General features: G+C 31.7%; 8 protein-coding genes. 7 read left to right on the top strand and 1 reads right to left on the bottom strand.

The features are described from left to right. Positions 1-16 precede the first annotated feature (16 nt). Positions 17-913: a macrolide 2'-phosphotransferase gene (locus A6J77_RS08940; protein WP_227645172.1), complete on the top strand. Its 897-nt coding sequence runs from the start codon at positions 17-19 to the stop codon at positions 911-913. A gap of 218 nt (positions 914-1,131) precedes the next feature. Here A6J77_RS08940 and A6J77_RS08935 read toward each other — a convergent pair whose 3' ends face one another. After that, positions 1,132-1,344, bottom strand: coding sequence for a hypothetical protein (locus A6J77_RS08935; protein ID WP_048729520.1), 213 nt, complete (start codon positions 1,342-1,344; stop codon positions 1,132-1,134). A gap of 74 nt (positions 1,345-1,418) precedes the next feature. Between A6J77_RS08935 and A6J77_RS08930 the strand changes: the two genes are divergently transcribed. The 6 genes from A6J77_RS08930 (at position 1,419) to A6J77_RS08905 (ending at position 13,253) form a co-directional block, all read left to right on the top strand. Beyond that, positions 1,419-2,738, top strand: coding sequence for an IS1380 family transposase (locus tag A6J77_RS08930; protein WP_083070125.1), 1,320 nt, complete (start codon positions 1,419-1,421; stop codon positions 2,736-2,738). A gap of 259 nt (positions 2,739-2,997) precedes the next feature. Beyond that, complete coding sequence (locus tag A6J77_RS08925) at positions 2,998-3,255, top strand: TIGR04540 family protein (RefSeq protein WP_083070112.1); 258 nt, start codon at positions 2,998-3,000, stop codon at positions 3,253-3,255. Beyond that, positions 3,252-5,168, top strand: coding sequence for an Eco57I restriction-modification methylase domain-containing protein (locus A6J77_RS08920; RefSeq protein ID WP_083070110.1), 1,917 nt, complete (start codon positions 3,252-3,254; stop codon positions 5,166-5,168). The genes A6J77_RS08925 and A6J77_RS08920 overlap by 4 nt, the downstream gene beginning before the upstream one ends. A 1-nt stretch (position 5,169) precedes the next feature. Further along, positions 5,170-8,496 (top strand): DEAD/DEAH box helicase family protein, encoded by a 3,327-nt coding sequence (locus A6J77_RS08915; protein ID WP_083070108.1) that lies wholly within the window; start codon positions 5,170-5,172, stop codon positions 8,494-8,496. Positions 8,497-8,585: 89 nt separating this feature from the next. Then, positions 8,586-9,518 carry a DUF4268 domain-containing protein gene (locus A6J77_RS08910; RefSeq protein ID WP_083070107.1) on the top strand — a complete coding sequence of 311 codons (933 nt, stop codon included), beginning with the start codon at positions 8,586-8,588 and terminating at the stop codon, positions 9,516-9,518. Between the two features lie 81 nt (positions 9,519-9,599). Next, a complete protein-coding gene (locus tag A6J77_RS08905; RefSeq protein WP_083070105.1) occupies positions 9,600-13,253 on the top strand; it encodes a hypothetical protein in 3,654 nt (1,217 codons plus the stop codon). The last annotated feature ends 67 nt before the right edge of the window (positions 13,254-13,320 follow it).

The raw sequence follows: 13,320 nt of genomic DNA, 5'->3' as shown, positions 1-13,320 counted from the left end.
ATAGGAGTGAATGGATATGGAAAATAATGTTTTGAAATTAGCTAGACATCATCATTTACAAATCGATGAAACGTCACTAGAATTTATTAATATGGGATTAGACTTCCAAGTTGTATTTGGAACAGATGAAAATGGTACAGAATGGGTACTTCGTATTCCTAGAAGAAAAGATGTATTTGAAAAAGTACAAATTGAAAAAAGTATTCTTGATCTTGTAAATGAGTTGGATAGTGATTTTCAAGTTCCAAATTGGGAAATTTTTACAGAAGAATTGATTGCCTACAAGAAATTAGAGGGAAAACCAGCAGTCACTACGGATATAGAAACACAAGAACAGGATTGGGTCTTCGATATTAAAAAGGTTCCAGAGAATTATATTCAAAGCTTAGGAAAGGCGCTTGCTACTTTACATGGCGCTTCTAAAGAAAAAGCCAAAGCAGCAGGACTTCCTGTTCAGTCTGCAGCAGAACTTCAAACATCCATGAAAGAACGGATGGATACAGTAAATAATCGATATAAAGTGAATAAGTCTTTGTGGGAAAGATGGCAGAAGTGGATTGATGATGAAGAAATGTGGCCAAAAGAAACAGGCTTTATTCATGGGGACCTGTTCCCTGGACATACACTGGTTGATGAACAGTTTAAAATTAATGGAATAATTGACTGGACTGAAGCAAAAGTTGCCGATGTATCCAATGATTTCACAGCATTTTACATGTTATTCAGTGAAAATCAACTGGAAGAGTTAATTGAGGCTTATAATAAAGCGGGCGGTTATACATGGCCGAAGATGAGACAGCATATTATGGAGCTTCTTTCTACACAAGGGATTACAATTGCAGAATTTGCGATGACATCTGGTTTAGAAGAGTACGATCAAATAGCTAAACAAATGTTTAGTCATGAGCAATAAAGATTTTGAAATAGAAAAGTAGACAAATCACCGAGTATAACGATTAGACAAGAAACTGAAAAAGTGGCTGAGACAACAGCTACTTTAGTTTGTTCTTACGAGGTTCCAATGAATCGATAAAATAAAAGAGGCGTCACAAAATCATTTAGATTTTGAACGCCTCTTTGTTTATTCAGAAACTGAAAATTTTTGTCCCAGTTCTAACAATATTTTATTTGTTATTCTCCACGATCCACTGTACCTACAATAGGTACGTTATCTAATACTTCTGTACCATGTGGAGATTCTTCGAAGTCTTCTTCAGCATAAACATTTCCAGCTTCGATTCCACCTTCGTGGACACCGTCTTCCCATCCTTCTGCATCTGTAACATCGTAAACAACGTCGCCTACTGCTACGTAAGCTTGACTTCCATCTTGTCCATCACCCATTAGGTGATGAAAAAAGAACCCCTTTCTGATATGGTTAATTCACGACAAACAACCAATAGAAAGGAGTTCTCTCAATGGTTACTTTACAAGAAACTGCTGCAAAATTCAATAATGATTTACATGTCTCTCATACAGGTGGTCGTTTATCCAGTGATTCTGGCTTAGTTCTTATAGATGAAATGATGGATGTTTTCCAATTTACTCAACTCGCTGAAAAAATAGTTACCTTTCAAGACGATCGAAAATATTGGACACATACAAATCATAAACTGTTGAAGCAATTAATTCTGCAGATTATAGCAGGTTATGATACAGATTCTGCGACAAATATTCTGCAACATGACCCAGTTTTACAGACTCTTTCAAGTGACGAGCCATTAGCTTCTCAGTCGTCTATCTCACGATTTTTTAATCGAGTGGGACAAGATACAATCCTCACACTTCAGGAGCTCAATCAAACATTAATCGACAAAGCCCGTCTAGTGCGTAATGATACAAACATGATTATCGACTTGGATTCTACGCATTCGGATACCTTCGGTAACCAAGAACAAACAGCTTACAACGCTCATTATGGAACGAATGGCTATCATCCATTAGTCGCATTTGATGGGCTGACCGGTGACTTCTTAAAAGCTAAACTCCGTTCAGGTAATCAATATACTTCCAATGGGGTTAAAGCATTTCTTAAACCACTGTTAGAACACTATAACCAAACGGTTCCAACGACTGATATCCTAGTACGTGGAGATAGTGGATTTGCAACGCCGGCTGTCTACGATCTATGCGATATACATGACAATTACTACGTCATTCGACTCAAAGCCAATCGAAACTTATACCGCTTGGCAGAAGAATTTGTGTTCTATGATAATAATCATCCTTGGGATGAAAAAGAAGTTTACTATCACTCAGTTTCCTATCAAGCTTCTTCATGGACAAAGCCTCGTCGTGTTTGCATTCGTTCGACACGAGAAGTCGGTGAATTACTTTTTAGCCATGCCTTTATTGTGACCAATCTTTCTGAAAACATTTCAGCGAAAAGCGTGTTTGAAACTTACAATAAACGCGGCACCATGGAAAATTACATTAAAGAAGCCAAGAACGGTTTCTTTTTCGATAAAACTGATAGTCCAGGATTTCTAGCAAACGAATCCCGTATGATGATTAGTCTACTGGCTTATAATTTGGTGAATTTCTTACGTACAAGCTGTTTTGATTCTAATTGGAAAGGGCTCCAAGTGAATACCATCCGACTTCGGTTATTCAAAGTAGCAGGAAAAATCGTCCGTACAGCTAGACAAATGTATTTGAAGCTCTCAAGTTCGCACGTTTATCAGGCCGAGTTTTATAATACATTCAGGCGAATCCAAGGGATTCGACAGTATATTTAATAAATATTCATTTTTAAAAAAATGAACAATGCCCAGGGAGAAGTGCGCCCAAAATTCAAGTTATCCTGGAATTTCTCGAGTAATCAACGAATAGAATCAAAAAATTGAAATATCTCAATGTATATAATAGAAAAACTGCAAAATATAACAGAAACATAATAAACTGGCCTCTGAAATTAGAGGTATGAATTATTCAGGGATTACTAAACGTATCTAAAGTATAGTAAAAGTAAGAATTAAATATGACAGAGGTGATTCTGTGAAAATAAAGAAATTTTACCGTACCCAACGGGAAGTTGCAGCTATTATTAATGAAATAGTTGATGAATATTGGGTAGATAATCTAACAGATGAAGAGTTAGAAGAAAATATAATCATAATTTATAAAAATAACCAACGTAAAATAATAAAAAACGATGATTTTACTACGATACTTAAGCAACAATGCGGTAAAAATCGTTTAACAGTAGTAGAAAATATAATAACTAACCAAAAAGCTAAGGAGGTGGCTTCTTGAGAGAAGATAATAGCTTGTCGCTATCAGATTTAAGTGATTCAACTAATATAAGAGAAAATGAATCACTATTAAGTTTACTGCTTAAGGATCATACCACTGGTAAGAATATAAAGTGGGGAACAGATAGCTATATTAATCATGGATATTCATTCCGAGATGATCAAGAGATTAAAATCAATCTAATTACTGGTTGGTACGAAGGTTTCATTCGACCAAGAGTAGATAAAGATATAGATCTCCAACTTGAACGTCAACGTAATAAAGCAGAAGTGTTCACACCCTCATGGGTAATTAAATTACAAGTAAATGCTGCACTTAAGGATATGGAAAAATTACCTTTAGCTGATTTTATTCAAACTAAATGGCTAGAAATTACATGTGGAGAAGCTCCATATATGGTAAACCGCTATGATATGGAAACAGGCGAAGTAATACCTTTAAAAGACCGATCAGGATTCATAGATATAAAATTTAAAAAATTGAATAAAAAAATAGAATTAGAAGAAGAATGGCTGAAGCTAGCTGTTGAAATCTATAAAGCCAGTTATGGTTATGAATATCAAGGAGACTCACTTCTACTAGCTAGAGAAAATTTAATCTTAACATTTATCGATAATTATTTTTATATGTTCGGAGCTTTCCCAAAAGAGAAAATACTATTAGAAATTACTAAAATAATAAGTCTGAATGTATTTCAAATGGACGGCTTAACATATGAAGTACCATATTCGGTTGGGGGCCTTGAAGAAAGTGGGACTCAACTTAATCTATTTGAAGAGATAGAAACTGAAGAATATATCACACCTAAACTAGCTAATATTAAGTTGTGGGGAGTAGACAAGACAATCGAATTCAAATTGCTCTCGGAAAGGAATGACACAGAAATGAAGTTTGATGTTGTAATAGGGAATCCTCCTTACCAAATGACAACTGAAGGAAATAATAGAGATGTTCCAATTTATCCTTACTTTATGGACGAAGCATATAAAATTTCAAATAAAGCTCTCTTAATTACTCCAGCAAGATTTTTATCCGATGCCGGACAAACTAAAAGCAGTTGGAATCAAGAAATGCTGAATAATCCACATTTAAAAGTTTTATATTTTGATCAATACAGTGGGAATATTTTCAAAAACACTGATATAAAGGGTGGAGTGGCAATAACATATTATGATAATGAGAAAGAATTTGGCCACATTGAAGTATTTATTCGCAGCAAAGAATTGGAGAAAATTACTAGCAAAGTATCATCAATAATGGAGAAATCTATCAACTTAATTCATCATAATCGTAGTAGCTATAGACTGTCAGATATGGTTTATAAAGATTTCCCGGAGATGAAAAATAAGGTTAAAAAATCTGAACGCTTATCAATTACATCAAATATTTTTGATAAACTTTCTGATATATTTCTGGATGAACATCCAAAGAATTTAAAGGACTTTATTGGAATACTTGGTCGCCAAAACCATAAAAGAAAAGTTAAATGGATACGTAGAAAATATATTCAAGATCATCCAACAATTGGAAAATGGAAAGTCTTTGTTGCTAAATCAAATGGTACAGGAGCTATCGGAGAGGCATTAAGTGAACCCTTTGTGGCCGAACCACATATGATACCTACTCAAACCTTTATTACTCTCGGGAATTTTGACACAGAAAATGAAGCTATAGCATTAAATAAATATATTAAAAGTAAATTTGCTAGAGTAATGTTAAGCGTTAAAAAAGCTACCCCTGATAATGCTCGTAAAGATGTTTGGAGCTATGTACCACTTCAAAACTTTCAATCAGATTCAGATATTGATTGGATGGGATCTATTTCTGATATAGATAGTCAGTTGTACAAAAAGTATAATCTTGATAATGATGATATTAATTACATTGAGACCATTGTTAAGGAGATGGAATAATATGCAAACACCGAATATTAATACCAAGACACGTATTATTCCAAAAATATATGCCTATCGAACACCAAGCAACCTGGAGAAACAGGGCTGGTTTAAAATTGGTTACACAGAGAGAGACGTGGATAGACGTATTCGTGAACAAACCCATACGGCAGGTATAACTCCTGAAAAATTGTGGGACTATGTCGCACGGTTTAATGATGGTTATTATTTCAATGATCATGATTTCCATGCTTACTTGGTTCGTAAAGGTATTCCTAGAGAGAGCGGTACTGAGTGGTTTGATTTTGAGAATGATGTAAGTAAATCAAAGAGAATGTTTTCTGCATTTATGTTAAAAGAAGACATTCATGAGTTAGAAGATTCTATACAATCTGAGAGTTACGTTTTAAGACAAGAACAAAGAGAAGCTGTTGAAATGACTGCTGGATATTTCAAAAGTCGTGAGTCAGGGGAGTTTTTGTGGAATGCTAAACCAAGATTTGGAAAAACTTTAACTACTTACGATTTGATTAAAGAAATGGAATTTTCAAATGTTTTAATATTAACAAATAGACCAGCAGTCGGAAATTCATGGGTGGATGATTACGAGAAATTTATTAAGTATGATAAAGAACATACTTACTATTTTGTAAGTGATAGTCCTGCGATTTCAAATAGGGATATATTAAGTCGCGAAGATTATTTGGACAAAGTGATAGACTCTGATAATCCAGCTCAAATTGCCTTTGTAAGTTTACAAGATTTGAAAGGTTCTGAATTTTTTGGAGGAAATATTCCGAAGTTGCGTTGGGTTAAACAGTTACCTTGGGATTTAGTAGTCATTGATGAAGCTCATGAGGCTGTAGATACAAATAAAACTGAGTTTGCTTTAGATAGAATTCAAACGGACTACATATTGCATCTTTCAGGAACACCATTTAAACAAATTGCTAGTGACAAATTTGAACCCAATCAAATATTTAACTGGTCTTATATGGATGAACAAGAAGCTAAAGCGAACTGGGATGAAAGCGAAACTGATGAACATAATCCATATGAAGAATTACCTACTTTAAATATGTATACATATCAAATGTCGAACATGATTGTTGAACAAATTAAACAAGGCGCAGATTTAGATGAAGAGACGAATGTGGATTATGCTTTTGATCTGAATGAATTTTTTGCTACTGATGATAAGGGTAATTTAATTTATGAAGCAGATATCTTAAATTGGCTAGATTCTTTAACAAGTAATCAAAAATATCCATTTTCTACTCCAGAATTAAGAAATGAATTAAAGCATACTTTATGGTTGTTGAATAGAGTTGACAGTGCCAAAGCCCTTGCTAATATTTTACGAAATCACCCCGTATTTGAAAACTATGAAGTTGTTTCTGTAGCTGGAGATGGAAGACTCGAACAGATTAACGGAGAAGAGATAGAAGTTGATGAAGAGAATGTTGACGGTCGAAATAGTGCATTAGAACGTGTAAAAAATGCAATCGCTAATAATGACAAAACGATTACTCTAACAGTTGGCCAATTGACAACAGGTGTAACCGTCCCTGAGTGGTCTGGTGTTCTGATGTTAAGCAACGTGAAGTCACCGGCACTCTATATGCAAGCTGGATTTCGTGCCCAAAATCCTCATAAATGGTCGGATAGAGATGCTGAAGGTAATCCAGTAACTTATCGAAAGCAAAATGCTTACATTTTTGATTTTGCACCTGAGAGAACTTTGGATATTATTGATGAATTTGCGAATAATTTAAATAGTTCAACCTCCGGCGGAAGTGGAACAATGGAGGAACGTGAAGAGAATATAAAGCGTTTGCTAAATTTCTTTCCAGTCATTGGTGAAGATACTGACGGTCAGATGACTGAGTTAGATGCAAAACAAGTCCTGACTTTACCAAAAAGAATAAAATCAAGAGAGGTTGTTCGTCGTGGATTCATGAGTAACCTATTATTTAATAATATTGCTGGTATTTTCCGATCTAAAAAGGCCTTAGATATTATCAATAAGTTTGAAAAAACAGAGCAGGGTAAATTAACGACAGATAAAGATAAAGTAGATTCGAAAGATGTAAAAGATTTAAACGTAGATGAAGAAGGAAATGCATTTGTAGAAGATGAAGTTGTCGAAGAGAAAAGAGACAGACTTTTTGGTGACAAGATTTACGAGAGACAAGAAATCGAGGAGATTGTTCAACCTACAGACATAGGTCTTACAACCAATATTCAAGTTCGAGAAAAGTTAAGTGATGCCCTAAGCAAAGAATTAGAGCCAAGCTTTGATAAAATGCGCACGGAGTATGGGCTGACTATTAACCAACGGAAGCAAAAGGAACGTGCTGCTAAAGAAAAGATCGATAAAGCAACCGAAACATTCGAAGCAGAGTTAAAAGTACGTCAAGCAGACCGTAAAGCACAATTAGAAGATGACGGTGCATTAGAAGACCCTGAAAAAGTTGAGGAAGAAAACAAAACCTTTATTGAAGAAACCTATAGTGATTTGAAAGCTAAAATAGAGGAAATAGTTTTAGAAACGACTACAGAAATCATTGAAGAACATGAAGTAAAACAAGAAGAAAAGAAAAAGAATACTGTTGAAGATGATATTCGATCTAATTTACGTGGATTTTCTAGAGCGATACCTAGTTTCATTATGGCTTATGGCGATGAAGATTTAAACTTAATGAACTTTGATGAGTACGTCAGTGATGAAGTATTTTATGATGTTACAGGTGTTACATTAGAAGAGTTTATTTTCTTACGAGATGGTGGTACGTATGTTGATGATGAAGGTGAAGAACAACAATTTAATGGTAACTTGTTTAACGAAGTAGTATTTAATGAATCTCTACTTGAATTTTTACGCAAGAAATCTGAGTTATCAAATTACTTTGAAGAGACCGAAGAGAATATTTATGACTATATTCCACCTCAAAATACCAATCAAATTTATACGCCTAAATGGGTAGTTCAAAAGATGGTACAACAATTAGAAGATGAAAATCCAGGTATTTACGATGATTCCTCTAAGACCTTTATTGATTTGTATATGAAGTCAGGTTTATACATCACAGAAGTTGTTAAAAGGTTGTATAACAGTGAAGTAATCAAGTCAGAATACCCTAATGAGTATGACCGTCTAAAACATATACTAGAGAACCAAGTGTATGGATTAGCTCCCACAGAAATTATTTACAGAATTGCGACGAGTTTTATCTTTAGTGAATTGACCGAAGGCATTAACCAAAAGAACTTTGTAGAATTAGATGCTTATCCATATGCAGAAGATGGAACATTAGAAGAAAAATTAGATGAAGTGTTTGAGTGATCCTGTATAGCTAAACCCCCATATCCACCAGTGAAGGATATGGGGTTTTCTTAAAAATTAGATTAAATATGAAAGTAGGTAAAATGTTAATGACAATTGGAAAATTAATTGAAGTAGATATTAGAGATCTTTGGGAACACGAACAGTATGACTTTTCTAACTGGCTTTCAAAATCAGAAAATATAGAAGAACTTAATAATATTGTTGGATTAACTCTCACAGATATTGAAAAAGAAGCTTATGTTGGTGCATATCGTTGTGATTTAGTAGCAATTGATGAGCCTACAGATACAAAAGTTATTATTGAGAATCAACTAGAGGACTCAAATCATGATCACTTAGGTAAGATAATTACCTATGCCTCTGGTTTAGATGCAGAAGTTATTATTTGGATAGTCAAGAATGCTAGAGAAGAACATAGAAGTGCGATTGAATGGTTGAATAATAACATGGTAACGGAGATAAATTTTTTCTTAATTGAACTTCACGCATATAGAATAGGTAATTCTTTACCAGCACCAAAATTTGAAATTATAGAAAAACCTAATGATTTCATAAAGAGTACTAAGTCAATAAAATCTGATATTGAGATGAATCGATCCCAGGCCGAACGATTAAATTTCTGGACAAAATTTAATGATGTAGTTACTAAGAAAGGTAAACCATTCAATACTAGAAAAGCTTCCATAGATCATTGGTATGATGTTTCTATTGGTACAAGCGAAGCACATATTAGTATTACACTAGTTAATAAAGGTGGATATATTGGTGTAGAATTATATATCAGAGACAACAAAGAGGTTTTTGATGAATTATTTACTGAAAGAGATGAGATAGAAAGACAGTTGCTATTTTCATTGGACTGGCAAAGATTAGATAATAAAAAAGCAAGTAGAATCATTACAAAAATTGAAGATTTAGATTTCGATAATCAGACAAATTATCATGAGTTAATGGATGAAGTAATTTCAAGAGTAATTGCAATGCGGAGTATTTTCAAAAAGTATTTAGCTATGAATTAATTTTAGTTAAACAATACGATGACGACTTCGGCGATTAAGTCCAGTTTTTTAAAAAAAGCACTGTAAGAAAAGGAGGAAGAAATGTTAAAAATAGAGGCTTTTAAATTCCATAGACTAACCCCAAGGCTTGTTGATACAAAACATCCTTCTTATAAAATATCAAAAAAAGCATTAGATGAGGCTTATTTAGAAGAAGATGTTAAAAACATAGCGATAACAGGGATATATGGTTCTGGTAAAAGTAGTTTTCTTAAAACATATTTTAATAAAAAAATTGAGTTTAAGAAGGGAAATATTATAAATGTTGCAATTGCAGACTTTGAAAATAACGGTGATTCATCTAATAAAATCAAGATTGCGGAACGTCAAGTTATAAACCAAATATTATACCAAATACCTTCTCATAAGATTCCATTGAGCAAGTTTAGAGTTAAAGATAAGCGAAAATGGTGGCAAGTATTATTTTTCGCGGCATGTTTATGCATGTTTGCTATTGGATTATACTCTCTATTTAATAGGGATTTACTAGACTATTTCTACTCTGATTTAATACAAGTAGAGAAAGTCATTTTATGGTCTAACTCATCAATTCTAATCTTTTTATTAATTTCATTATCTATAGCTGCAGTATGGCTATCAAGAAGGATATCTTTAAAATTTACGAGATTTAATTTTAAAGGGGCTGAGTCTGAATTGATGGATTATGATGCTGCTGAAGTATTGGATTTAGAAGCACAAGAAATTGTGTATCTAATTCTTGCATCTGATGTGAATACGATAATTTTTGAGGATTTAGATAGATTTAAAAATATATCTATATTTATTAGACTTAGAGAAATTAATAGTCTCGTAAATGCTAAATCTAGTGAAATTGTACGATTCATTTATGTAATCAGAGATGATTTGTTTGAATCAAAAGATCGAACAAAATTTTTCGATTTGATGATTCCAATCATACCAGCAGTTACTTCTTATAATTCCCGAGGGAAAGTATTAGAAATTTTTTCTGATATTGAAGATGATAAATTAAAATTAAATCCTAAAATATTAGAACAAATATCAATATATATTGATGATATGAGGCTTTTATATTCTATTAGAAATGAATACGAAATCTATTCAAAAAGTATAGAAACAGATGTTTACGCTAATGAGCTTTTTGCCTTAATAGTACTAAAAAATGTATTCCCAAAGGAATTTGAAGATTTAGAATACGATAAAGGATATTTATATGAAGTTTTAAATAAAAGAGATACTTTAATCGTTAAATATGAAGAATCATTCAAAGAAAAAATAACAGAACGCGAGGAGCTAAAAAATCAGTTAATAACTAGAGTTTCGGATTTTTTATCTGTTAATATTCCAAAAGGTTACAATTTTAATGTCAATGAGTCAACTGGAAAGTTGATGTATAATTGGTATCGGAATAAAGAAGCAAGTAGACTTATATATTATGGTAGTACTGGTAAAAATTATACATTTAATACCTTTATAGAAGAGTTAGGAAAAAGAGATTCTAGTCTGAAAGAGAGATTAGAGCAAATTAATTATGAAAATCTAGATCTTAAGATAAAAAGTTTAGATAATGAAATAGATAAACTAAATGAAGAACTAGGTAGAAGGCATACTGCTAAAACAAGTGAACTTCTTTCTGAATTAAATGAAGAAGGATTAAGCAAGTATTTTTATGAGAGCAAAGAAGAGTATAAACAAGTTATAAATAATCATTATTATTCCTTGATAAGATTCTTATTATTATCAGGACTAGTTGATGAAAATTATTGGAGATACAAAGGATATTTTCACAAAGGTTCTTTGGGGAAAAATGATAATACATTTATTAATAGAGTACTGTCGGGTAAAGAGATTAAAAATGATTTCAAACTAAATAACCCTGAAACTGTGACAGAATATTTTGAAGAAAAAGACTACCTAAGGAAAGATATCGTAAATTATGACCTAATGGATGAATTAATTGAAAAACAAAAAGGAAAAGAAATAATAGATATTTTTAGCGTTATTGTATCAACAAACGATATTGAAGCAATTGAATATATAAATGGTTATGATTATGACAAGCTTAAAAATTTAGTAGATATATTATTAAAGATAGGGTTTAATAGTTTTTATGAGGTCTTTAATGCAGGTTCTATATCATCTGATCTTAAATTAAAATTTGCAGGAATTGCATGTGAGTATAAAAACATTGAATCAAATACAGATTTTAATAAATATATGGCAAATAATAGTAAGATAATGGAGTTGGATTTTTTTGAAGATAAAGAAGCAATATTAGAGGGATTAGATAGAATAAAGATTAAATTTAATGATGTTTCCGATTTAGAGATATCTTCAAATATCACTAAAATTTTAATTAAAAAACGACTAATTGCTATTAATTTAGAAAATGTAATAAATATAATCTATAGATCTGGAATTACGACTAACAAATCAAAAAGTGATATTTTAAGTAGGTTTTTTAAATATTTAGATAGCAAATCATTATTTGAATTAAAAAAATATGTAGAGGAAAATTTAGATGAGTTAATTAATGAGTATATAGTAAAAATAAAGAATAGTGATGTTTATGCTTTTTCTGGAGAAAAAGTATTTAAAAGCATTCTAAATTCGGACTTGGAAACAGAAACTAAAAGAAAATTTATAGGTATTGAAAGATCTATCATTAGTGACATAAATTATGTTGAAGATGACAAGTTGTTAATTGAATTGTTTAACAATAATTTGGTCAACTACAATCAAAATAATCTTAATAATTACTATGAAAGATGTGGAGAGGTCTCTCCTATAATAAACTTTATAAATGATAATTATGAAGTAGAATTTTCTTTGAGCCAAGAGATGTATAAAGACCTTTTGAATTGTGTAGAAACTGAAATTAATCTATTTAAATCAATTTCTGAAGAGGTCAGTAGCCAAATTGAATTAATTAACTCTGATTTAAACTTAGAGAAATATATGATTCTTTTATCAAATAACTTAATTAAATTTAACAAGCAGAATTTAGTAACATTACTTGATACAAATGACGATAATTTAATTGTTAAATACTTTGCGGTTTTAAGTAAAGAAATTGCTTCTGAAGAAGCTTTATTATTAATTATGGATAGTGACATTTTTGAGGAATTATCTGAAGTCGTAGTTGAGAATGTACTAAACATGAATGTTTTAGAAGATAGTGATAGTATAAAACTTATAGATCAATATGATAAGAAAATTTCCCTCTTTAAGATAAATAATGCTGGTAATCAAGTAAGAAAACATGTACTAGAAAATTATTTCTTACCCTCAGATTATCAAAAAATAATAGAGGGTTTTAAAGAGTTTGATTTATGGGAAGAAATTATTTCTAAAATTAATTTAGAGTCAAATGCGTGGAGTGAGCTAATATCTAATAAAATGTCTGAAGAGTTTCTTGATAAACTAATAAGAGATGAGAATTTAAAAGAGACATTAAAAATTGAGCTTCTAAAAAAAATTATAGAAGACAGAACTCATATGTATAAATGGAAAGAGTGGATAAAATCAATAGGATCTATCAGTAGAATATCCAAAGTATTTGAAAACGGTAGACCTAAAGTTGAAAATGAAGCTGAGGATAGAGTAGCACGAACATTAGAAAAAACTGAAGTAGTGACTATTGGGAAAGATAATAGATTAAATTTTAGACCGACTAAATTTGAAGAGTTACACCACTTAAAATCTACATCTTATTGAAGTATATAAATATATTATCTAGTAAAACGGTTCTTTTACAAATAGTGTTGGTAAATAATTTTAAAGC

The organism is Aerococcus viridans, from assembly GCF_002083135.2.
GTDB lineage: Bacteria > Bacillota > Bacilli > Lactobacillales > Aerococcaceae > Aerococcus > Aerococcus viridans_C.
The sequence above is the reverse complement of the archived record's forward strand: the minus strand, read 5'-3'. Positions and strand labels throughout refer to the sequence as shown.

Bases quoted from the DNA above. Each gene is read 5' to 3' on its own strand.
- A6J77_RS08940 (WP_227645172.1), top strand. From the start codon at position 17: ATGGAAAATAATGTTTTGAAATTAGCTAGACATCATCATTTACAAATC.
- A6J77_RS08935 (WP_048729520.1), bottom strand. From the start codon at position 1,344: ATGGGTGATGGACAAGATGGAAGTCAAGCTTACGTAGCAGTAGGCGAC.
- A6J77_RS08930 (WP_083070125.1), top strand. From the start codon at position 1,419: ATGGTTACTTTACAAGAAACTGCTGCAAAATTCAATAATGATTTACAT.
- A6J77_RS08915 (WP_083070108.1), top strand. From the start codon at position 5,170: ATGCAAACACCGAATATTAATACCAAGACACGTATTATTCCAAAAATA.
- A6J77_RS08910 (WP_083070107.1), top strand. From the start codon at position 8,586: ATGACAATTGGAAAATTAATTGAAGTAGATATTAGAGATCTTTGGGAA.
- A6J77_RS08905 (WP_083070105.1), top strand. From the start codon at position 9,600: ATGTTAAAAATAGAGGCTTTTAAATTCCATAGACTAACCCCAAGGCTT.